Here is a 22,847-nt window from a genome sequence, read left to right as displayed (position 1 = left end):
TTATGGATAAACGCAAGATCATTCTATCTGCTTTGGGCATTGTGCTCATTATTGTTGCCATTTTTGGCGCAAAACTTATTATAGACAGTAACGTGAAGGAGAAACCTCCCGTCACGAAAACTGTGAAGAGTGTATTTATAGATACGGTAAGGAATCGGACCGTACCTATTGTAGTTCCCGCAAATGGGAATATTACGGCCCTTCACAGAATGGAACTATATTCAGAAGTACAGGGCATTTTTAGATATAGCAGTAAGGATTTCCGTCCGGGGCAAGAATATCGCAAAGGCCAGGTGTTGCTGAGTATAGATTCAGAAGAATACCGCGCCAGTGTGCAGGCGGCGAAGAGTGATCTTTATAATAATATAACCTCTCTAATGCCAGATCTAAGACTGGATTATCCTGATGCATTTCAGAAATGGGAGAAGTATCTCAATAATTTTGATATCTCAAAACCGGTTCCTGCACTTCCTGAGACAGATACGGAGCAGGAACAGTATTTCATTACTGGCCGCGGAATAATTTCAGCATACTACAATGTGAAAAATCTGGAAGAGCGACTTTCAAAATATAGTATAATTGCACCCTATGATGGTATACTTACTGAAGCCCTGGTGAATAGGGGAACTCTTATAAGACCGGGACAGAAACTGGGAGAATATATAGATCCCAGTGTTTATGAGCTGGAGGTTTCTATCGCAAAAAAATTCAGTGATGTTCTTGAAATAGGAAAGAAAGTGGAACTTGCAAACCTGGAAGGCACTGAAACCTATGAAGGGACTGTAAGCAGGATCAACGGAAAAGTGAATCCGGAAACTCAAAGTATCCGGGTGTTCATTCGTGTAGAAAATCCTGAGTTGAGTGAAGGAATGTATCTGGAGGCGAAACTGGATGCCAAAGATGAAGAAAACGCCATAGAGATCCCAAGGGAGTTGCTGGTAGAAAGATCCCGGGTTTTTGTGGTTCAGGACAGTACACTTAACCTGGTAGATGTGAACCCGGTGTATTTCACTAACAATACGGTAGTAATAAAGGGTCTTGAAGATGGAACAAGAATACTTTCGGCAAATGTGCCGGGAGCATATTCTGGAATGCTGGTGAAGGTTGAAGGTCAGAAAGACCTTCTTAAAAAGGAACAATCTTGAGAAATCTTATCAATTACTTTATAAAGTTCGGGGTCGCGGTAAATGTCGTGATCATTGCCTTTGTGATCTTTGGGGTCATAGGGGTGATGAATATGAAATCTTCATTTTTCCCTTTACAGGAATCCAGAATCATCAATATCAGCATTGCCTATCCTGGTTCAGCGCCTGAAGAAATAGAAGAAGGGATAATCCTTAAAATAGAGGATAACCTGAAGGGGCTTGAAGGAATAGATCGGGTGACTTCAGTAGCGAGAGAGAGCGGAGGTTCCATTACGGTGGAGATTGAAAGAGGAGAGAATATAGACGCCATGCTTACCGAAGTGAAGAATGCGGTAGACCGCGTTCCTACATTCCCGGGAGGTATGGAGCCACTTGTGGTTTCAAAACAGGAATTTGTAAGGGAGACCATAAGTTTTGCCGTTAGCGGGGAGAATGTTCCCCTTGCTACTCTTAAGCGAATAAGTCAGCAAATAGAGAACGACCTAAGGTTACTAGACGGAGTTTCCCAGATAGAAATTTCCGGTTTTCCGCAGGAAGAGATAGAGATAGCTGTAAGCCAGAACGACCTTTTGGCCTATAACCTTACTTTTGAACAGGTGGCACAGGCCGTAAGGAATTCCAACATTCTTTCTACAGGAGGGACTATTAAGACCGATGCGGAAGATTATCTTATTCGTGCCAATAACAGGGCATATTATGCCGATGCTTTGAATGATATCGTGCTCAAATCGAATCCTGCAGGAGAGATCGTAAAACTGGGAGATGTGGCCATGGTAAGGGATCAGTTCTCAGAGACTCCAAATGCACTTTATTTTAATGGTAATGTTGCAGTGAATGTTTCCATTAGTAATACTAACAGCGAAGATCTTCTTTCCACTGCTGAAAAGATAAATGAATACATAGAGGAATTCAATCAGAAGAACAGCAATGTTCAGCTGAATGTTGTGAGCGATGCTTCCATTACACTGGGGCAACGGACACAGTTGCTGGTGGAGAATGGATTTGTGGGGATCTTGCTGGTATTGTTCTTTCTTTCTCTCTTTTTGAATTTACGGCTGGCTTTCTGGGTGGCATTCGGACTTCCGGTAGCTTTTCTTGGAATGTTCATTTTCGCAGGTTCGCTTGGAGTGACCATTAATGTCCTTTCCTTATTCGGGATGATAATCGTGATAGGAATTTTGGTAGATGACGGGATCGTGATCTCTGAAAATATCTATCAGCATTCTGAAATGGGAAAAAGCCCGATAAAGGCGGCCCTTGATGGTACTATGGAAGTAGTGCCCCCCATCCTTTCGGCAATTATCACCACGGTTCTCGCATTTGCGACCTTCCTTTTCCTGGATAGCCGGATAGGTGAATTTTTTGGAGAGGTTTCTACGGTAGTAATTTTAACCCTGGTCATCTCATTAGTCGAGGCGCTTATTATTTTACCCGCACACATAGCACATTCAAAAGCCTTAAGAAAAAGGGAAGAGAATGGTAGCCCTAAAAAAGGGCTGGCCAGATTCTTCCAGCATATGCGCAAAATAAACGCTCTGGGAGACCGGGTAATGGTCTTTATGAGGGACAGGATATATAGTCCGGTATTAAGATTTATTCTTACCCAACAGGTAATGGCGTTTGCTATACTTGCTGCAGTACTTATTCTTACCATCGGAGCCATTGGTGGTAACTGGATAAGGGTTACTCTCTTTCCCAGTATTGCAAGTGACAGGGTGAGCATAGACCTGTTGATGCCGGAAGGGGTGAATCCCGAAAGGACAGATTCCATTATCACTATGGTGGAAGCAGCTGCATGGAGGGTAAATGAAGAATATACGGAAAAACAAACCGGCAATAAACAGGTAGTTGAAAATATAATAAAAAGAGTTGGCCCCGGAAATAATAAGGCTTCCTTACAGGTAAACTTACTACCCGGGGAAGAAAGAGATTTCGGTTCTCCTGAGATCACCAATGCGATTAGAGATGAAGTAGGTCCCGTTTATGGTGTGGAGAGCCTTACTTTTGGCTCGGGAGGAAATTTTGGAGGTTCCCCGATCTCGGTATCCCTCTTAGGAAATAATATGGCAGAACTTGAGGCTGCCAAGGAAGAGTTAAAACAAAATCTTGAGAATAATTCCCTGTTAAAGGATGTGACCGACAATGATCCAAAAGGGATCAAGGAGATCAACGTTCAGCTAAAAGACAATGCCTATGCGCTGGGTCTTGATCTTGGAGAGGTTATGAGGCAGATCCGGAATGGATTCTTTGGAGCCCAGGCACAACGTTTTCAGCGTGGGCAGGACGAGATCAGGGTCTGGGTAAGATATAACAGGGAGAACAGGTCTTCTATCAATGATCTTGACGATTTCCGAATCGTTACACCTACCGGCCAGAGAGTGCCTTTTGATGAGATAGCCAATTATGAGATCGTGCGTGGAACCGAATCCATCAGTCACCTGGACGGGATGAGGGAGATTCGTGTTTCGGCAGATATGGAAGATCCAAACGGGAGCTCTACCGAGATACTGGAAGATATGCGGGCAAATGTGATTCCGCCACTCCTTGAAAAATATCCGAGTATAACGGTTTCCTATGAAGGGCAGAACAGGGAAGCCTCCAAGCTATCCAGCTCTGCGGCCAAGGTTATACCTATTATTCTGTTCCTGATCTATGCAACTATTGCCTTTACATTCAGAAGTTATAGTCAGCCGTTCCTGCTAATGATCATGATCCCTTTTAGTATTATTGGAGTAGCCTGGGGTCACTGGCTTCATGATTTTCCAATTAATGTGCTTTCAGCCCTTGGAATCATAGCTCTCGTGGGAATTATGGTGAATGATGGTCTTGTGCTTATTGGAAAATATAATAGCTTCCTACGGGAAGGAATGGATTTCAAAAAAGCACTTTATGAGGCAGGCAGGTCAAGATTCAGGGCGATATTTCTTACATCGCTTACCACTATAGCTGGGTTAGCACCATTATTACTGGAAAAAAGCAGGCAGGCACAATTCCTTAAACCAATGGCAATATCCATATCGTATGGAATTGCTGTTGCTACCATCCTAACCTTACTTCTGCTGCCTTTATTACTTTCTATAAGCAATAGCATAAAAGTTGGCGGATATTGGTTACGAACGGGAGAAAAGCCTGCAAAAGAAGAAATGGAAAGAGCTATTAAAGAGAAAAAAGAATCAGCATCGCATGAAAGTATTACATAGTCTAATAATTCTTGTTTTTAGCCTTTTTTATTCCTGTCCTTCCTGGTCTCAGCAGCCGGTCTTAACCAAGGATGAAGTCATTGCCAGGGCTCTGGAGGAAAACTTCGGGATAAGGCTTGCGAGGAATGATGTGGAAATAGCAGAAAATAATCAAAGCATCTGGAATTCCGGATATCTACCCAGCCTTAGTGGAATTGCAGGTGCAAATTATGATATCAACGACCGGCTTACAGAGCCAGATGGGAGAGAAGTAGTGGATCAGCAGGATATTGAGAACACTCGTTATAACGCTTCTATAAATCTGGACTACACCCTATTTGATGGTCTTGGAAGATTATATAATTACCAAAGTCTAAAGGAACAATATGATCTTTCTCAGCTCCAAGCCAGGGAAACCATTGAGAATACAATCCTGCAGATCATGAGCGTATATTATGAGGTCGCCCGTTTATCAGAAAATATAGGTGTGCTGGAAGAAAGCCTGGAGATCTCGCAGAACAGGGTTACAAGAGCTAAATATCAGTTTCAGTATGGCCAGGCCAATAATCTGGTTGTATTGAATGCGAGGGTAGACGTGAATAACGATAGTATTGCGCTTATAGAGGCCGAACAGTTATTTCGAAATACCAAGAGAGATCTTAACGTGTTGCTTAACCGGGATGTGAATGCGAATGAATTTCAGGTAGACACTACAGTGAGTTTTATCTCTGAACTTGAGCTGGAGAGTTTTGTTGATCAGGCTGAACTTAACAACGTCTCCTTGCTTCAGATAGAAAAAGATCTTGAAATAAGCGATTACGATATCAAGATTAGTAAATCAGGTTATCTGCCTACTTTAGGGCTTACCGGTTCCTATGGCTGGAACCGGAATCAAAGTGCTGCTACAGCATTCTTTCCCGGTTCAACTACCACAACAGATGGCCTTGCGGCTGGTCTGAGCCTTAGATGGGATATTTTTGATGGCGGGAGGACCAGCGTACAGGTTAAGAACTCTAAGATCAGATATCAGAATCAGGAGATCATTAAAAGCCGGTTGATAAGTGAAGTTAGCAGGGATATAGCAAATGCCCTGGGGAATTACCGCAATAAACTTTATATTTTGAATGTTCAGCAGGAAAATGTAGAAACCAACCTTGATAATTTTAACCGGTCTGAAGAACAGTATAAACTGGGAAGGATCACCTCCATAGAGTTCAGGCAGGCACAGATAAACCTTCTTGATGCCAGGACCAGTCTTAATCTTGCAAAGTATGATGCAAAGCTTGCAGAATTGCAAGTGCTTCAGTTAACCGGTCAGTTACTGAATGTTGAGTTGTAATTATGTATGAACATTTTTTTCAATGTCCTTATTGCTGGGAAGAGATCTCGGTTCTTCTTGACCCTTCGATTTCGAGTCAGACCTATATAGAAGACTGCGAGGTATGCTGCAGGCCTATCGAATTTCATGTGAACTTTGAAAATTCTGAACTGGTTGGATTTGAAGCCAGGGATATAGAACAATAATATTTTTCGGTTCCGCGTATTATTACTTATGAATAATTGCTAATTTAAAGTTTTAGTTTAGTTATGGCAATTAGTTTTGAATTAGCAGGTCACGTGGTAGGGATAATGGTTGACAGGAATATAACCAGTGAATATCTGGAGGAGATCCATGCAGTTATTGAAGAAAAATTGAAGGAGCATAATTACATCAATCTTTTCTGTGAGATTATGCCAGATAATAAGGTGCCGTTGAAATTACTCCTGGAAAACATCAAGTTCAAGTTCGACCATTCTAATCAGATTAAGAAGCTGGCTATGGTAACAGACCTGGCATGGGTGCGTAGGTTCATGGATATAGACAACTTTTTTGTGTCTACAGAAGTTAGGTCTTTTGAGTTAAAGGACAGGCTTGAAGCCATTCGGTGGGTGACTGAATAATTTATTTCAAAAAAGTTTGGAAGAATCCTTTTTTCTGTCTTATATTTGCCGTCCAATATCGCGGGATAGAGCAGTAGGTAGCTCGTCGGGCTCATAACCCGAAGGTCACTGGTTCGAGTCCAGTTCCCGCTACTTCAAAGCCAATTATCTATTAATTAGATAATTGGCTTTTTTATTTTCAGTCCATTATCGAACCAAATACCCTTTTAGGGGTATGGCATTGAAAAGCGTAAGCATTTATATTTGAGGCGTCTTAACCTAAAGTTATAATATGTTTCGTTCGCTAAAAGTGTTGTTAGTTGTGATTTTGCTTTTTAATCTCAGCTGCTCAAAGGACTCACCTGAAGATAATACACCAACCGACCCTACCGAAAATCCTGGTTCCTCTGAAAATCCTAATATTGATTATGACCTTGTCGAAATAACTGGTACTGTAGATTTAGGAGAAAACCTTAAAGGTGAGGAATTAAAAGTAGTTGGAGTAGCTGATGATTACGAGGTTGCTGAAAACGGAGACTATATTGCAGGGGTTACTTCAATGGATAAGAAGGTTCTGTTCGTTGAAAACAACAATGGAGATATGCTTTACGCTTCTTTTGTTGAAGATGAAAATCAAGCTATAAATGCAGAAACTACTGCCAAAGTAATTTTTGGGATGATGCCATGGACTGCGAACACCAGCTTTAGTGATTTATCTAAAATATTGGATGAAGTTAAAGAGAAGGAACAATTTATAGCTCTTGTTGAGGCTATAGAAGTAGCTGCCAAAAATAATCAATCTCCTTTAACAGACGAAACCGTACTTTCCTCTTTCAAGAGTTTATTATCGAGTTCTTCTGCAAATGAACAACAATCTATGATGCGTGTGCAGGAAGTTGATTATTTAGTTGAACCAAAGATTAATTATGAAAATAGTAATCTATTAGTAAATAATGATGGAACTACTACGGCTGCCTGGGGGTTGGAGGTTCTTGACTATGAAGATAATACCTCATTGACTGGGAATCTTATGTTGGTCGGAAATCAAGTAAGTTTTCCATCTATAGAGAGTGTTTGGGATTATTTCTGGAATGATGGCTCTGCTACCAGTATGGTATTTAAAAAAGCAGAGGATTTAGAAATACCTTTAGGATATGAAGGTAAATATCGAATGAAATTTGGTGGACCAATGCGTGGTAGCTCTTCTTTATCTATAGATGCTGCGTTCTATAACTTCTATACATCAATCAATGATATATTTACAGCATTCGGAGTGAAATCAGACCAATATGCACCCAGCATAGAAAGTTGTGATGGAAATATATTTGGTGGTTTGATAGATATATACATCAATGCACTTCAAGAAGATGAATTGACGGTAAAATTTTTCTTATTTGAATTATATGAATTTTCAAAATCATCTCTTTTAGAGCTATCGAGGTGCTCTGAGTATTTTAGTGGGATGTCAGATGCTGTGACAAGCAACAAAGAAAAATATCTTGGTCATGCTCTTAGATTCTTGGATGCTTATTCAAAAGTAGAAATTTCATACAAATTGGGAAAGAAATTTGGTGACATGGCATTACTCAACAATATCGATATCTGTCGCCAGGTTCTCGATGGAGAAATATATCCCTGCTTCAAATTAGTAGAAAATCCAGATATCGATGATACGGTTCTGGCAAAAGATGAGCAATTTAAAATAGATGTAAGTACAGAGTTAAATATTACTCCAGAGGAAGAGACATACCCCGTTGGGGCTAAAATACATTGGGAAGTAATCGAGGGTGATGGAACACTTGATTCAGAAATTACCAATGTAAGTTCAGATGGAATGGCTGAAGTTACATTTGTTGCAGGAGAGGAAGAGAAACAGGTTATTCATGCTTCAGTGAGAGGAGAAGGAGGTGAAGTTATAGATGAAGTTGAATATAATCTTAAGGTTTCTGAGGAAGTATTTGATTACGAAGGTACATGGTTGTATCAATATAGTTGTTGGGATGGAGAATGTCGTACTGAAATTAAATTTATCATGGATGCTTCGGGAAAAAGTGTATCGTCAGAATATAGGAATAGAAATCCTAATGACTTCAGTTGGAATGAATGGGTAGATTATCATATTACTTATTATTTACTCTACAATTCCAGTAATAAAACATTGCGCCTAACTAATAACTATTATACCTCTAATGTAAGTTACTTTCAGGTTGATTCTGTAGAACAAACAGAGTTTATAATAAGGAGTGAGGACCCAGAATCCACATCCTACATTAGGTTGGTTAGGTTGTAAATTCTTTTATTGGGTAAGGTGTATTTCTATAATTTCGAAATAGATGCTAAATCCTCGAAGAATTGGTTCGATATTTCAATTTTACTCGCTACTAAAAGCAAAGCCACTCAAACGAGTGGCTTTTTTTCTTATAATATGGCTTTCCTTTTAGAATTAATCCCATGATTCTCAGGTTTTCAGTTTAATTTTCTTATTTCTTAATTAACAATTAATCGATAAAACTCTTATTACACCGAGGCTTTTAGGAGCAAAATTTGAAATTCGATATATTGATTGAAGACCAATCAAATCAGTGCGATATGAATTTTAAAATAAAAACCTCATTTCTTGTAAGTGTTCTTGTACTATCATTTTTTACCACTAATGCTCAAAAAAGAACCGAACCTATAAAAAAGATCAGATCTTTAGACCTTGATTCATCCAGGTATGAAATAATGGTCTATCATCCCGAGAATGCCGAGAAGAAAGCTAAAGAATTAGGTCCCATAATGGCCGATGCCCTTGAATATTATAAAGAAAGCTTTGGAACCGATCTCAACTTCAGACTTGCTTTACTGGATCAAAAAGCCTGGGAGACTTTGGATACCGATGTTCCCTACGGGCTTCCGTTTTATTCTGCCGGGAATCCCTCTATTGCCATTATTCCTTCTGTGGCAGATGGAGCCGTATATGACTTTATGCTTGAAATAAAGGATGAGGTGTCTCCTGAATTAATGTCTCAAATTTCTGAATTAGGTTATTCCTATGAGAATTTTTCAGCTAAAATGCTGGACCTTATCGGCTTTCACGAAATAGGTCATGCTTACATGATCGCCTATGGCATCAATAACACCAATCACTGGTTAAATGAATTTGTTGCCAACTATTTTTCATATGCATTTTTACGACGTACCAATCCTCACCTGGCAGAGGTTTGGGATATTTCTAACCGGGTGATCCTGGAAGCCTATGATCCAACTCATACTGGTTTAGATACCTTTAATGAAAAATATGCCGGAGTTGGCGTTCCTGATTATGCCTGGTATCAATCCATGTTTGAAAGCCGGGCAAATGATTTATTTGATAAAAGGGGGGAGAATTTTTTAAGATTACTTAAAAATGAATTTCCGGCAGGAAAAGAATCTCTCGATAATAATGAAGAGCTTGTAATGAGACTGGAAAAAATTGAACCTGGTTTTGTAGAATGGAGTCAGAAATTCAAATGAATGGTCACGGACTACTAATAATAAAATAGTCTGACGTCCAGTTTTTAAAAGTAAAGCCACTCAACTGAGTGGCTTTTTTGTTTAGATAGCTTCTATCCTTCCGGATCTAAGCTGGTTGCTATTTGGATATTTTAACCATATGCTCATTCAGGGCAGGAGGAGGAATAATATTACCGCTAAAATTTACCTGGTCAAAATACTTGAGAAACCCAGCCTCTTTTGCGGCCTTTTCCAGTTGGTCTGAACTTTTTTTGTTGGGAAATTTCCAGACGGCCATAAACTGGTAATCCATTCGTTCCCCACCCGTATTATTATTTATCGCGGTCCCGATAATCTGGGCTCCACTCTCAAGTGTTTGCATGAGCACCGGATTGATCTTGTTTTCAAAAAAATCTGTTCTCTGCTCGGTGGTTAATTTGTACCATTCTGGTTTCGCTTTCCATATCTCTGTTAAAATATAGCCATTCTCCGGCTGAGTATTCTCCTGTGCACTGAGCACTGAAAAACAGAAAAATGAAATGGATAGGAATAAAAATAATCTCTTCATTTTAATAATTTTTAAGTTGATAATTAGGAAAATAAATCGAGTAGGGAGTATCAAAAGTTATAAAAAAATAATGTGTTTTTCAAAAATTAAAATTTTTAGAAGATCATAATTGTATGATTTACAGGGTGGAAGATGGCATGTGACTTAATAAAATTTTCAAAAGAACAGAAGGTGGCAAGAGAAGAGAAAATGAGGGTTTGGAAATGGAAAACCCAACTCCAGTCTACTATGTCTCCTTTGATGAGGATGAATCATCTGATTCTAAGAAACTGGATTTGGATCTTAATCCAGGTGTCTACGGAATGGCTTGTTTGCATCGTAGTGAAGATAATTCTTATTCACATTTATTTCACAACGAGATTAATGGGTTTGAAGTGAGAGACTGTTAATCCTTGAAATTACAGCATCCAGATGCAGGGCACTCAGTTTCTGGATACCCTTTTTTTACTACAACTCTTATAATTATTTAAATTAGAATTATAATAACTATGAAAGCAAAATAGACTTTAAAATTCCTGGTTCTAAGGTATATTTATCGAGAAGCTCTCCGGTTTGAAAGGCTTTAAAATTCATTATATCATCATCATCAGATATTTCCACTTCCACAAAGAATCTTTCAACGGCATATAAAGCAAAATTTTTTTGCCATCCGCTTCTGTATTCAATGATATCGCCATGATAAATAATGATCTCCTTTTTTTCGTTCTCGGGAAGAAGGTTGAACTCTTTAATTGTGATTAATTCCATTTTTGTAGGGTTTAATGGATGTATATAATTTTAGCGGGAGGTGGTGCTTTTTTCTGTAAAAACATCAGATCTTCTGTGATAAAGATAAGATGTGAATCAGTTTTTACCTCATAAATAGCTGTTAACTAATGTTTTATTTATGTTAATCGATTTAAAATAATGGGGTTTTCCCGGCTGTTTTTATGCATAGCCCAGGCTGGATTAGAAAAATCTACAGGACCCTAACTTAGGGAAGATTCATTCGCCGGCTGCAGTTAATATTGGCGAAATTAAAAGAGGCATTCATATTCTGAACACCTCTTTTAAAAAAGCTAAGTCTGAAATATTAATCAGAACTGATAAATTGTTTGAATTCATCCGAACTGAACATGGCGCTGGCATCATGGCCAACACCTTCAACTTCGATCTTGTGATGATTGTTCTCAGCAGAATAGAAAGTCTCAAAATAAGTGAAGATATTCCTTCCACGTTCAAGTCTGTTTGAACCTAAAAGAATTGCTGCACAATCGGTGGTATTCAGGGTTCCTTCGGTTTGGGTGTCGTTTGCTCCCAGTAAATAAACAGTGTTTCTGGATATTTGCAGTTGCAGGAGATCTTCCTGTGTTATTCCGTCTACATAGGCCGGCGCGAACTCAAATCCGTAAGGCCAGTAATTATAGCCCGTACAATCTGTAGGGGTATAGAATTCACTGGTGCTTTCATTATATCGCTTTCCGTCGGGATAATAGAAATACTGGTTGTTTGCCACAACATACCGGAATTCATAATCGGGATGATTAGATTCTGAAGTATTCACTATGGCATAATGCTGAGCAAATGCTGCTCCGGAACTATGCCCGGCAATAGTGATCTTCTTCAGATTAGGAAATTTTTCCTGGTCACTTAGATAATCTATTATTATATCCAGAACCGAAAATGAGCTAATGTTGTTTCCACTATTTCCTGAATCGGCACCTGTTCTCCAGCTGCTCCCCCAGAATAATTCACCAGACGAGGCATTGGCTTCCTCTTTAAAATTAGGGGAAATAACAAGTGAGTTTTCCAGTTTCCCGGTAGCACCAACCGCATTGGTCATGTAACCAAAATAGTTATCAGCATCCCTGTTTTGCCCGTGAACTGAAAAAATTACTTCTTCAATTTCCTCCCACACGTAGTTATTGTCTGAAACTATTTCGAATGTACTGTAAAACTGAAAAGAAAGGCCTTCAGTAATTTCCAGTTGCTGGATACACTCTTCCGTAGCCGAAGTGCACGGAGTCTTTGTTTCTTCAGCTTCGGTAGTGGTAAAACTTCTGGAGAACTGAGTGGACAATGCTTCCCCATTGCTTCCCATTGCCATCGTATTAATTGAAAGGGTATAAGGTGAATTAGGGTTGAGTCCTGTATACGATATGACCGCTTTTGATCCGGCACTAGTCAAAGAAATATCATAAATCGCTTCTCCCTGGAAATCTGAAAATGAAAATGCTTCTGTAAATCCTTCAGAATTCAGGGTGCTGGAGAAGGCGATCTCTATACTTCCATCCAGAGGAACATTTGACATATCATTACCCAGATTTGAGCCATTGATCCTTACTGAACTAATTGTTAATTCAGTTTTAGGAGGATCTGAGTCAGTATCGCAGCCTGTAAAAAGAAAGGCTATTAATAATGATCCCAGTATCTGAAATGATATGTTTAATTTTTTCATAATGGTTTTTAAGAGCGGGAGCTTTTTTACTCCCGCTCATGACTAATTCTATTCACAAATTGGATATACGCAACTGGAATTTTGAGTGGTGGTAGAACCAGCGGCGCAGTCTACCCCGCCAACGGTCCATTCACCATTGATCTTATAGGCCCAGGATCCTGAGTATTCCCAGAATTCACCTGTTCCGTCAACATTGGCATCACCATAGGTTTCAACCACGGCCTCGCCATTGAAAAGCTCAACACCGTCATCTCCATTCTGATTCATGGAGTCTGACTCCAGTACATGTTCAAAATCATCTATACATCCGCCAAAATAGGCTGCTATGGTACCCGGCTCTCTGGCGAGCAGGATGTCATCACCTTCTTCTACAGCCATTTGAGGGAATACGTATTCCACTCCATCGGTTCCACCGCCATTGTTGGTGATACCTACACCGTAGATACTAAGGTCTTCAATATCCTTATTTGCTTTAAAATGGACGGCTTTTCCACCGTTTGTACCACTACCATCCCAAAGAATGGCCAGTACTCCTTTAAGCTCAAGAGCTTCTTTACAAATTGGATATGGACAGGATGACTGGCTGTTAAGAGTACTTCCAACGCTGCAGTCAACACCACCGTAAGTCCATTCTCTGCCTATCTTATAAGCCCATGAGCCTGAATACTCCCATTCTAAACCAGTCCCGTCAACATCTGAATCTCCATATACTTCAATGATGGTATCCCCATTATAAAGTTCTATCGCGTCATCTCCGTTCTGGCTAATTGAATTGTTAGATTCAAGTATTACTGCAAATTCATCAGTACAATTTTCGAAATACGCTGATAATGCTTCCGGATTACGGGCAACAAGAACGTTGTCCCCTTCAGAAAGTGAGATCGCCGGGAAGGTATATTCAGGTCCGTCGGTGCCAAGACCATTATTCGCGACTCCAATACTGTAGATACTAAGATCTGCAATATCTGCATTGGCCACCACATGAACTGCTTTACCGTCGTTAGTGTCTGAACCATCCCAGGTAAGTGCCATCACACCTTTAAGTGAAAGCGGCGGTAATTCTTCAGTAATATTGATCTGAACCTGTGTATTATCATTATCGGTTGCATTCTCTATGGATGCTACGCTTATGATCACGGATTCGTTGTCATCATTTTCCTGATCTGGGGTGGTAGTAAGCTCAAAAGTGGCAGAAAGTTCACCCGCAGGGATCACCAGTTCCGTACTACTTACAGAATAATCTGTATCCAAAGTGGCTGTTCCTGCGAAATCGAGGTCTACCGTGACATCTTCATCAGTATCCTTATCAAGTTCAGCAGTGATCGTTATGGTCTCTGCACTTTCCTTTACTTTATCGGCGTCAGAAGAAAGCTTAATAACAGGAGGTACATAAGCTGCGGTTCTGAAATTGATATTTACCGGTTCTTTTAGAGCTTCTCCTTCAGCCCCGTATACTCCTTCCGGAATGTTTATAGTATAACTTGTTTCATAATCAAATCTCGTATTTGGAGTAATTTTTATTGTTGAATTAGAATTTGAAAATTCCAGGCTGTAGTCGGCGTTTCCTCCTTCAGCGTTCACCTGTAGTGCTGAACTCAGCGCTTCGGTATTCAAACTGTGGGAGAATACCAGGGTTAAAGAAGATTCCACGGGAATATTCTCAGCACCATCCATGAGGTCATCTTCTCCTATATTCTGTTTTAGCAGCCTAAGAACTCCGTCATCTTTAACAGCTATGTCATCATCATTGGAACAGGCTGAGAAAGCCAGCAAGATGAAGATAAAGACACATGAACTCAAAAGTGCTCTCGTTTTAGATTTTATAATAGTTTCCATTATTTAATGTTTTAGAGAGTTATTCTATTTTATGGTTGTTTTAGTACAAATTCTTCACTGAATCCAAAAGGATCAAAATCCCAGAGGATTGGTAGCATTAAGTAGACCATTGCCGTTAGTATAAGGATTGAGATCAGGTTCATCCAGATACCTGTTCTCACCATGTCTGGGATTCTTAAATATCCCGAGCCAAAAACCACTGCATTTGGCGGGGTGGCCACCGGTAACATAAAAGCACATGATGCTGCTACCGTTGTTGCGACCAGTAACATATATGGATTCAGGTCTAGTTTTAATGCGATAGGGGCCAGGATTGGCAAAAGCATTGCTGTGGTCGCCAGATTAGATGTAAGCTCAGTAATGAAATTAACACTGAAAATTACGATCAATACCAGGAGCAGTAGCGGTAAAGTCTGGAGTAATGTCATCTGTAGGCCAAACCATTCGGCCAGTCCTGTAACTTCAAATCCTGAAGCAAGTGCCATACCTCCGCCAAACAGGAGAATAATCCCCCATGGCATTTTTACGGCTTCCTTCCATTTAATGATCCTTTTTCCTTCCCCTCCAGAACTTATGGTGAAAAGGCTTATCCCTGCGATCATCGCTATAATGGTGTCGTCTATTCCCGGAAGGAATTTTTCCAGGATAAATGAACGGGTGATCCAGCAGAATGCCGTTATAATGAAAATGCTCATTACGATCTTCTCTTCCCGTTTCATTGGACCCAATTCAGCAATAAATTTTTGAATTTCCTGTTTCCCGCCGGGGAATTCCTTCTGTTTAAAACTGAATGCTATATGGGTTATATAGTACCAGGAGATGATAAGTAATAATACAGATATGGGCAGCCCAAATTTTAACCACTGGAAAAAAGTGATATCTATATTGTATATCTCCTGTATGTAGCCGGCAAAGACCAGGTTTGGAGGTGTTCCTATGAGGGTTGCAACACCTCCTATTGATGCACTGTATGCAATGCTCAGCATTAAAGCTTTTCCAAAGACCCTGTTCTCATCTTCTTTGGTAGCCGGATTATCCTTAAGCTGTGAAACGATAGACATCCCTATGGGAAGCATCATTACAGATGTCGCGGTATTCGATATCCACATGGAAAGGAATGCCGTGGCCACCATAAAGCCAAGAATGATATTCTTTACATTAGTGCCTATTAGATTTATGATATGCAATGCAATACGCTTATGGAGATTCCATTTTTCAATCGCGATCGCAAGCATAAATCCTCCCATATAAAGAAAAATATATTTATGCCCGTAGGAAGCGGTTGTCGTAGAAAGATCAAGGGCTCCCGTTAACGGGAATAAAACAATGGGGAGTAATGCAGTTACGGCGATAGGTACTGCTTCTGTCACCCACCATAATGCGATCCAGATGGTTGCTGATAATACATCATAAGCAGCATCTGGCATTCCTTCGGGTCCTCCAATGCTTTGTAATACAATGAATAATACCGGGCCGAGTGCTAAAAAAATGTTTTTCCGAGCCTTCATTAATGTGCCTTTTTAAATGATTCCATATCAAAATCTTCCACCAGTTGTCTTAGAAAAACACCGGTTTCTGGGAGAACGAAATTGAGATACAATAGGTCTCCATCAGAATCTGTGGTTTTTAATCGGTTCGGAATATCTTTTACAGATCTACCTGTGAGATATTTATAGTAAATGAGAGCTATCAGGTAAGACCCGTCGGATGAAGGATGTTTATCATCAAAGTACATCTTAAGGTCTGGCCTCGCTTTTTGAGCCTGCATGAAAATGGTTCCCACGGGAACTACGTTCACACCGGTCTCTTTTCCAAGTTTTATATAGGAAGTGCCAATAGTTTCCTGCATTAACGGATTGGAATCATAAGCCCAGGTCATTGAAAGCAGGGGAGTGGCATCTTTTTCCTTTACAAGCTCAATGAGCTTGGTGGCATAAGTAGTAAACCTTTCAGGTGCATCTATGGTACTCATACTATGATCTTGAAGCACCACATAGTCCCAGCTTTCTTCTTCAAGAATAATCCGGGTATTCGTTTCCTTTTCTTCTTTCCAGTGCTGTTCCAGGTTGCTGCCCCCCACAGTGGATTGTGAGGTTTGCAGCTTTACATCCTGATCTTTTGCCATAGCTTCTACCATTTGGGGCATGTTCCAGAAATAGGTGAAACTATTTCCAACAAACAGAACTTTCTCTGCCTGCTCTTCCTGGCTGAACAATACAGCCGGAAGAAAAAGTAATATGATAGATAGACGCAGTAAACGTCGGGCATTATTTCTCTTCATTTCTGTCATTATCATGAATTGATATCTGTAGGTTCAAAAAAGTCTGGAATTGGGTTTGGAACATTCTCATTCCTGTCTATTTCAGTTTGGGGGATTAGAAAACGCTGAGGCAACTGGTTACCTGTATTAGGCTCTACCGGAACCCTTACGTTACTTTCATTAAGAGTTCTTCGCATGTCATTGAATGGTTCAATAAGTCCGAAAAGTGTAACATATCTTTCTTCCAGAATTTCTCTTAGCAAGGCATCTTCCTGAGATAACCCATCTTGATTCTCAATACCTCCCGGAGCGAAGTCCGCAGCAGCATAAGCTTCATAATTAAGGTTAGCAGCGTCTATATTCATTAAATATCCTCCTGCATCCATAAATGCCCTGAAATTGTTGAGTGCATTCAATCCTGCATCAAAACCCTGGGAACGTAATCCGGCTTCAGCCAGGATCAGTAAATTTTCCTGATAGGTTACAAGTGGGGCAGGAGCTGTTTGCGCCGCAAAACCATCTTCAGTATTCGGCTGAACTCCTACGCTGGTAATATTGAAGAGATAGTTAAATCTCGCTGTTTCGTCGGTTTTACTATTTCCGCGATAATTTTCGGGCATTGGGTTTTCCGATCCGGGTTGCACCAAACTGGTCATAAAATCAGAAACTACCACATCGGCCTGTCTAACTGCGACAGCAAATAACTGATAATTTAAATTTGAATTTTGAACCGCTGTACCGTGTGGAGCGTACATGCTGTTCTCCATAGAACTTATTCCATTTTGTGCAGCCTGATAGGCTAAATCGTATTGTTTTGTAACTAAATAAAATCTTGCCTTTAGAGTATAGGCGGATTCGATCCACTTATTTGGGGCACCATCATAATAAATATCAGATCCTCCAACAGGTCGCCCTCCACCTATTTGTAAATTTGAGATAGCTTCATCCAGGCGATCCTGGATTTTCTGAAATACGGCAGGCTGATCTTCATAAGCAGGATTCGTATTCTCAATATCGCCAGCTTCATCATAAGGAACATCTCCATAAAGTGAAGCTGCAGTCCCAATAATATATGCCTTTAAAACCTGGGTAATTCCAAGGCTTACAGGACCAATATTATCATCTATCGCAACAGTTTCAGCAACAACTGCATTTCTATATGCATTTACATAGAGATCATACCATAAAGCATCAAAAGTACTGGTAGTTACATTGTATTGTGTTAAACTCAGGTGCTGGCGGTCTAATCCTGTGTATTGTCCGGCAAAAAGGGCAGACCTTCTTGCTGTTTCCCCACTCTGCACAAGAAGATTTCCAACTTCAGCACCTGTTAGGATACTACCAAATGTACTTTCTGTAATATTATTAGGGTCGTCATTAATGCCATCTACCAGGTCGCTACACGAGAGCTGAAAGCTTACAACAAGTATTAAAATTATAATTCGTTTCATGTTGTTGATAGTTTTAAAATTTTACGTTAAGATTTACCAGATATGATTTTGTTGCCGGGTTGTTGAAATAGTCAATACCACGAGCTGCACTAATCCCGGAAAGGTTGGTATCTGGATCATTACCTTCAAACTGTGTCCATAAGAACAGGTTTCTTCCTGTTACTGTAAATTCAATCGACTGTAATTTGGTTGTATTTTTCAGCCATTGGGAATCCCATAAATAACCCAGACTTAATTCACGAAGCCTTGTCCAGGAACCATCTTCAATATAAAGTTCATCAGTCCCTCCACCAAAAAATCCTCCTTCACCATTATACCATGATTCGGTAAGTGCTACAGGTCCTCCACCAAAATCCTGAATATTTCCACGGAAGGTTTCACCTATATTGATCACATTACCTGCTGAAGTCACATAATTTCGTTCAGCAGTAACTCTGTTAGCTGTATCGTACCATCTACCCAGATCACGAAGTACAGATTTTGTTCCAGCGAAAATATCGGCTCCCTGATAGGTTTCCAGCAATGCTGAAAGTCTAAAGTTTTTGTATTTAATAGAAGTAGACAATGCTCCCTGCCAATCTGGATTGGGATCCCCAATCACACCTACTTCCTGATCTTGTATAGGAAATCCATTTTCATCTAAAGCATAATTACCTTCTTCATCCCTTAAAACTCTCGAACCCCAAAGTACACCTAGTGGCTCGCCTTTAACCGCTCTAGAAGAAACTGCTGCCAGGCCTCCTAAATCGAATGATTCTATACCAACTAGGTCGGTAACTTTATTCTCTACAGTGGTGAAATTTGAGTTAATGCTCCATGAGAAATCATCTGTCAGGATTATTTGATATCCTAAATCTAACTCGAGCCCTTTATTCTCAATTTCTGCTCCGTTAGCATAAATGGAACTGTAACCGGTTGAGTTTGGTAAAGGAAAATCTAAAAGGACGTCCTCAGTTTTATTATCGAAATAAGTAACACTAAATCGAAGTTTATCCTGAAGGAATCTAAGATCTACTCCAAATTCAACTTCTTTTTTTCTTTCAGGTCTTAGTGCGGTATTTCCTCTACCAGCAGCTGGAATGAACGCTCCATTTCCGAATAGGGTCAAATCGAGGTCACCACCAAGACTATCGCCAAATGAAGGTGAAACAAATATATTGGAAGTATTATAACGAGAGGGTTGCACCCCAACCTCACCATAAGAAGCTCTTAATTTACCGAATGAAAGTACATCGTCATTGATGTCCAGAAGCTTGGTGAACTGCCATGCCAGGGAGGCCGATGGAAAAGCGAAAGTATTATCTACATTATTCCCGAAGGTAGAGGCTGATTCTACCCTGATAGTTCCTGTGAAGTATAACATCTCAAGAGCGTTCAGGGACAATGAGGAATAGACCGCGGCAGTCCTTTCATGGCCTTCAGAACTTGTAACCGATCTGTTTTCAGGCAATGCATTGTCTATATCGCGAATTCCGCTGTCTACATCTACAAACTGAATGAAATTTCTTGCGGATGCTCCCTCAACACTTCTTGATTTTGAATTATAGTTGAATCCGGCAAGGAAAATACCACCAAAATTATCACTTACGTTGAACTGAGATTTGGCGATATAGTCCATATTGAAGATGGTATTCTTGGCGATAGAATTATCTATAAGGCCTGAACGAAAGGCACCAGCAGCAGATCCGGGGGTAAAGAATTCATCTCGTTCTTCAGTGTAATGATCAAGACCAACTCTAGCGATAAGGTCAAGCCAACTCATTGGTTCAGCGGTAAGCTCAAAATTTGTGATAAAACGGTCTACCTTTGCTTCATTTTCCTGTTCATTTATGGTCCATAATGGGTTGTTATAAGTCGGTGATCCATCGGCTCCCAAGGGTTCACGATAAGATCTTTGTCTGTCTGAAACAGGTGAGGCATCAGGCCCGGAATAGTAATTTCCTCTATATCCGGATATATCAAAATCTGTAGGGTTCCTTAACAGTCCTAGATATAAGCCTGAAGAACTTGCACCTTTTCTAATTCTGTTGGAGTTTGTTCGGGCATAAGTTGAACTAAAGTCCAGACTCAATACCTCATTAAATTTATGTTTCGCGTTTAAACGCGTTGTAGTTCTTCTGTAATCAGAATTATTTTTAATAATACCCTGTTGATCAAGATCACTTATACTGAAGAAAACTGAACTTTTTGCGCTTCCTCCACTAAGGCTAATATTATTTTCCCAGAAATAACCATTGTCGAATACCTGGTCGAAATTTGAATCATCATAAGTTTGCTGTGAATTCTTGTTTATGATAGGGTAATAGATACGCCCATCCTGGTCTTCATAGAATTCTCCTGAAGTGTCAAAGTCATCCTGGCCACCGGGGCGATCGGCAATGAGGTCTCCATATGAATCCCTCGCGCGCTGGTCATAAACTCCACCATCACCCTGTCCGTATTCATTCTGTAATGGATACTTCTGATTGATCACATCATAAGAAAAAGTAGTGGAATAATTTATCTGAAGGCCCTGGTTATAACTACCATCTTTAGTGGTAATGATCACAACTCCACCAAGCGCCTGTGTACCCCATAAGGCAGCCGCTGAAGCACCTTTTAATACTGAAATTGATGCAATATCGTTCGGGTTAATATCGTTTAGCCTGGATTCCTGGCTAACCCCGCTGCTTTCAGAATTTCCCCGTACATCATTACTAATTGGTACTCCATCAACTACAATAAGTGGCTGACTGTTTCGGGTTATAGAGGATAAACCTCTGATCTGAATATAGGCGCCAGCTCCGGGATCCCCTGAATTTCGGGAGATCCTTACTCCGGAAGATTTACCGGATAGCCCATTTAATAAGGTGCTTTCACCTGATTCGCTTACGGTTTCTCCATCTACTGTGGAACTGGCATAACCTAACTCATCTCGTTTTTCTTTAAAGCCAAGAGAGTTGATCACTACGCTTTCCAGCGACTCCACATCTTCTTCCAGAACAACATCTATATTAGTGTCATCCCCAACGCTAACCACTTTTCTTTTAAAGCCGAGATAGCTAAATGTTAGCGAAGCATCTTCATTCGAAATCGATATCGTAAATTTGCCATCAAAATCGGTCGCTGTTCCGTTTTGGGTATCGGTTTCTAAAACCGTTACTCCGGCGAGTGGCATGCCATATTGATCTTTAACAGTTCCTGAAACCTGTTGCTGACTAAACGCAACCTGAGAAAAGCAAAAGAGTAAGAGCAAAAAAGATTTAGTAAATAAATATTTCATTGGAATTGGTTTTTTTAAAGTACTGGTTAATTAATTGTACCTTTAGGATCTGTTATTATAACCTTAAAAAACTGTAACGTTTGTTAGCAATTATATAAAATGATAACCATATAATTGTCACTTTAATAATTTTTAATGATTTTTACCGAATTTTATTGATTAAAGCCTAAAATGAACCAGGAAAATACTACCCCTTATCATAAAGAATTTGTTTCAAAGCTTGAGACTAAGTATGGTCAGTTTGATTCTGGGAAGAATAAGTTTGAATCTACCAGCAATTCAAGAATTGCAAGGGACCTATGTTATAGTGATTCACAATTTTCCAGGTTGATCAACAATACTGCTTCTGAAGGTGAATTTAAAAGAGCCTTAAGGAATGTTAACCGTTTGTTAAATGAAGACAGGCTTCAAAAAGAACATCGATCTCCGGAAAATGGCAGTGTCCGGGCTGAAAGAAACTGGATTATTTATATTCTCGGGCTGGCATTTATTATTCTACTGGCTTATTTGTTATTCTTATATTCCAGAGACACCGGTAAAAATCTGATCACTAAGGAATCGCCCCGATATGAGATGTTAAAATGGAGTTTTGAGAATAAATATATCATGCCGTATGTAAAACTTAAGGAACTTCCGGCTGACTGTAATTACCCATGTTATAAATATCAGGGAAAGTGGACTTTAAAGAATGAATATAAGATCCCGTTTTTCAGGGAAAGGAACGGGTTTCATTATGTAGCGAAGGATGCTGTGATGTATGCCAGGTGCATGGATGAAAGTAGTGATGATGGGAAAAATTTTGAGGGCTATGAGTATCAGCTACATGAAATATGGTATGATAAGAGGGAGTTTCCCATAGATTCATTTTTAATGGCCGATAACAGAACCAGGATCAGGGAATCTTATAATAATTCAGATTTTGCCAGTGATGATAACTTCGTGAAGATCGCTTATGTACATACCTTTTTCAGGAATGAATTCTCAATAGACAGTACTTTGATAAACAGGAAGGGGAAAGCTATTGGCAGGGATATTGAATTTCTGCCTGAAGAATCACTTCTGAAAAAGATCGATTCAGAAAAACTGATAGATGAACTTAAGAGTGAGATAAACGCGATAGCAAAGAACCGGCTTGAGGATTTCTCCAAACCAATAAGCTGCCAGCCAACTGACGTGCCTAATACAGACTTTCATTATATTGATGAAGGTGATGAACTGAGTTTTAAATGTCAGTTCACCACCGGCAGATTTTTAGTTGATTATGAAAAGATCTTCGTACTGGACGATCAGTATATCAACAATATTTGCAGATAAG

Annotated in this window: 17 protein-coding genes and 1 tRNA gene; 10 read left to right on the top strand and 8 right to left on the bottom strand. The window is 39.9% G+C overall.

Features of this window, described 5'->3' with window-relative positions; translation table 11 throughout:
• Window positions 1-2 precede the first annotated feature (2 nt).
• The 8 genes from LU635_RS09895 to LU635_RS09860 all read left to right on the top strand — a co-directional run bounded on the left by LU635_RS09895 (window position 3) and on the right by LU635_RS09860 (window position 9,739).
• On the top strand, window positions 3-1,145 hold the full coding sequence (locus tag LU635_RS09895; protein WP_240098667.1) for an efflux RND transporter periplasmic adaptor subunit: 1,143 nt from the start codon (window positions 3-5) through the stop codon (window positions 1,143-1,145).
• The gene (locus LU635_RS09890; RefSeq protein WP_240098665.1) at window positions 1,142-4,345 is read left to right on the top strand and encodes an efflux RND transporter permease subunit; all 3,204 of its coding nucleotides are present in this window, start codon (window positions 1,142-1,144) and stop codon (window positions 4,343-4,345) included. The genes LU635_RS09895 and LU635_RS09890 overlap by 4 nt, the downstream gene beginning before the upstream one ends.
• Entirely contained in the window at window positions 4,329-5,663 is a 1,335-nt protein-coding gene (locus LU635_RS09885; protein ID WP_240098663.1) for a TolC family protein, read from the top strand. Before LU635_RS09890 ends, LU635_RS09885 begins: the two co-directional genes overlap by 17 nt.
• Window positions 5,664-5,665: 2 nt before the next feature.
• Window positions 5,666-5,848: a CPXCG motif-containing cysteine-rich protein gene (locus LU635_RS09880; protein ID WP_240098661.1), complete on the top strand. Its 183-nt coding sequence runs from the start codon at window positions 5,666-5,668 to the stop codon at window positions 5,846-5,848.
• 63 nt (window positions 5,849-5,911) lie between these two features.
• On the top strand, window positions 5,912-6,265 hold the full coding sequence (locus tag LU635_RS09875; RefSeq protein ID WP_240098658.1) for a SpoIIAA family protein: 354 nt from the start codon (window positions 5,912-5,914) through the stop codon (window positions 6,263-6,265).
• A gap of 59 nt (window positions 6,266-6,324) precedes the next feature.
• Window positions 6,325-6,397 (top strand) — tRNA-Met (locus LU635_RS09870).
• 139 nt (window positions 6,398-6,536) lie between these two features.
• Window positions 6,537-8,534, top strand: coding sequence for a hypothetical protein (locus LU635_RS09865; RefSeq protein WP_240098657.1), 1,998 nt, complete (start codon window positions 6,537-6,539; stop codon window positions 8,532-8,534).
• 299 nt (window positions 8,535-8,833) lie between these two features.
• Window positions 8,834-9,739, top strand: coding sequence for a hypothetical protein (locus LU635_RS09860; RefSeq protein WP_240098655.1), 906 nt, complete (start codon window positions 8,834-8,836; stop codon window positions 9,737-9,739).
• A gap of 118 nt (window positions 9,740-9,857) precedes the next feature.
• Here LU635_RS09860 and LU635_RS09855 read toward each other — a convergent pair whose 3' ends face one another.
• Window positions 9,858-10,286 carry a DUF6616 family protein gene (locus LU635_RS09855; RefSeq protein ID WP_240098653.1) on the bottom strand — a complete coding sequence of 143 codons (429 nt, stop codon included), beginning with the start codon at window positions 10,284-10,286 and terminating at the stop codon, window positions 9,858-9,860.
• A 203-nt stretch (window positions 10,287-10,489) separates the two neighbouring features.
• Here LU635_RS09855 and LU635_RS09850 point away from each other — a divergent pair, with 203 nt between their 5' ends.
• A complete protein-coding gene (locus LU635_RS09850; RefSeq protein WP_240098651.1) occupies window positions 10,490-10,675 on the top strand; it encodes a hypothetical protein in 186 nt (61 codons plus the stop codon).
• A 97-nt stretch (window positions 10,676-10,772) separates the two neighbouring features.
• Here the strand turns inward: LU635_RS09850 and LU635_RS09845 are convergent, their stop codons facing one another.
• From LU635_RS09845 to LU635_RS09815, 7 genes are all read right to left on the bottom strand, one after another.
• Entirely contained in the window at window positions 10,773-11,033 is a 261-nt protein-coding gene (locus LU635_RS09845; protein WP_240098649.1) for a hypothetical protein, read from the bottom strand.
• A gap of 325 nt (window positions 11,034-11,358) precedes the next feature.
• Window positions 11,359-12,723, bottom strand: a complete 1,365-nt coding sequence (locus LU635_RS09840; protein WP_240098647.1) for an Ig-like domain-containing domain — start codon at window positions 12,721-12,723, stop codon at window positions 11,359-11,361.
• 48 nt (window positions 12,724-12,771) lie between these two features.
• Entirely contained in the window at window positions 12,772-14,559 is a 1,788-nt protein-coding gene (locus LU635_RS09835; protein ID WP_240098645.1) for an Ig-like domain-containing protein, read from the bottom strand.
• Window positions 14,560-14,588: 29 nt separating this feature from the next.
• Window positions 14,589-16,067 carry an SLC13 family permease gene (locus LU635_RS09830; RefSeq protein ID WP_240098643.1) on the bottom strand — a complete coding sequence of 493 codons (1,479 nt, stop codon included), beginning with the start codon at window positions 16,065-16,067 and terminating at the stop codon, window positions 14,589-14,591.
• Window positions 16,067-16,849 carry an SGNH/GDSL hydrolase family protein gene (locus tag LU635_RS09825; RefSeq protein WP_240098641.1) on the bottom strand — a complete coding sequence of 261 codons (783 nt, stop codon included), beginning with the start codon at window positions 16,847-16,849 and terminating at the stop codon, window positions 16,067-16,069. Before LU635_RS09825 ends, LU635_RS09830 begins: the two co-directional genes overlap by 1 nt.
• A 2-nt stretch (window positions 16,850-16,851) precedes the next feature.
• On the bottom strand, window positions 16,852-18,270 hold the full coding sequence (locus tag LU635_RS09820; protein ID WP_240098639.1) for a SusD/RagB family nutrient-binding outer membrane lipoprotein: 1,419 nt from the start codon (window positions 18,268-18,270) through the stop codon (window positions 16,852-16,854).
• A 13-nt stretch (window positions 18,271-18,283) separates the two neighbouring features.
• Window positions 18,284-21,532, bottom strand: a complete 3,249-nt coding sequence (locus LU635_RS09815; RefSeq protein WP_240098637.1) for a SusC/RagA family TonB-linked outer membrane protein — start codon at window positions 21,530-21,532, stop codon at window positions 18,284-18,286.
• Between the two features lie 171 nt (window positions 21,533-21,703).
• On the opposite strand from LU635_RS09815, the gene LU635_RS09810 reads away from it, so the two are divergent.
• Window positions 21,704-22,846, top strand: coding sequence for a hypothetical protein (locus LU635_RS09810; RefSeq protein WP_240098635.1), 1,143 nt, complete (start codon window positions 21,704-21,706; stop codon window positions 22,844-22,846).
• Window position 22,847: the final 1 nt, after the last annotated feature.

Origin of the sequence: Christiangramia crocea, from assembly GCF_022410465.1 — a bacterium.
GTDB classification, from domain to species: Bacteria; Bacteroidota; Bacteroidia; order Flavobacteriales; family Flavobacteriaceae; genus Christiangramia; species Christiangramia crocea.
Note: the sequence above shows the minus strand (reverse complement) of the source record. Positions and strands in the feature narration are given on the sequence as shown.

Coding starts and splice junctions, on each gene's coding strand:
- LU635_RS09860 (WP_240098655.1), top strand. CDS start 8,834: ATGAATTTTAAAATAAAAACCTCATTTCTTGTAAGTGTTCTTGTACTA.
- LU635_RS09850 (WP_240098651.1), top strand. CDS start 10,490: ATGGAAAACCCAACTCCAGTCTACTATGTCTCCTTTGATGAGGATGAA.
- LU635_RS09865 (WP_240098657.1), top strand. CDS start 6,537: ATGTTTCGTTCGCTAAAAGTGTTGTTAGTTGTGATTTTGCTTTTTAAT.
- LU635_RS09885 (WP_240098663.1), top strand. CDS start 4,329: ATGAAAGTATTACATAGTCTAATAATTCTTGTTTTTAGCCTTTTTTAT.
- LU635_RS09825 (WP_240098641.1), bottom strand. CDS start 16,849: ATGACAGAAATGAAGAGAAATAATGCCCGACGTTTACTGCGTCTATCT.
- LU635_RS09810 (WP_240098635.1), top strand. CDS start 21,704: ATGAACCAGGAAAATACTACCCCTTATCATAAAGAATTTGTTTCAAAG.
- LU635_RS09820 (WP_240098639.1), bottom strand. CDS start 18,270: ATGAAACGAATTATAATTTTAATACTTGTTGTAAGCTTTCAGCTCTCG.
- LU635_RS09830 (WP_240098643.1), bottom strand. CDS start 16,067: ATGAAGGCTCGGAAAAACATTTTTTTAGCACTCGGCCCGGTATTATTC.
- LU635_RS09875 (WP_240098658.1), top strand. CDS start 5,912: ATGGCAATTAGTTTTGAATTAGCAGGTCACGTGGTAGGGATAATGGTT.
- LU635_RS09815 (WP_240098637.1), bottom strand. CDS start 21,532: ATGAAATATTTATTTACTAAATCTTTTTTGCTCTTACTCTTTTGCTTT.
- LU635_RS09840 (WP_240098647.1), bottom strand. CDS start 12,723: ATGAAAAAATTAAACATATCATTTCAGATACTGGGATCATTATTAATA.
- LU635_RS09855 (WP_240098653.1), bottom strand. CDS start 10,286: ATGAAGAGATTATTTTTATTCCTATCCATTTCATTTTTCTGTTTTTCA.
- LU635_RS09835 (WP_240098645.1), bottom strand. CDS start 14,559: ATGGAAACTATTATAAAATCTAAAACGAGAGCACTTTTGAGTTCATGT.
- LU635_RS09845 (WP_240098649.1), bottom strand. CDS start 11,033: ATGGAATTAATCACAATTAAAGAGTTCAACCTTCTTCCCGAGAACGAA.
- LU635_RS09895 (WP_240098667.1), top strand. CDS start 3: ATGGATAAACGCAAGATCATTCTATCTGCTTTGGGCATTGTGCTCATT.
- LU635_RS09880 (WP_240098661.1), top strand. CDS start 5,666: ATGTATGAACATTTTTTTCAATGTCCTTATTGCTGGGAAGAGATCTCG.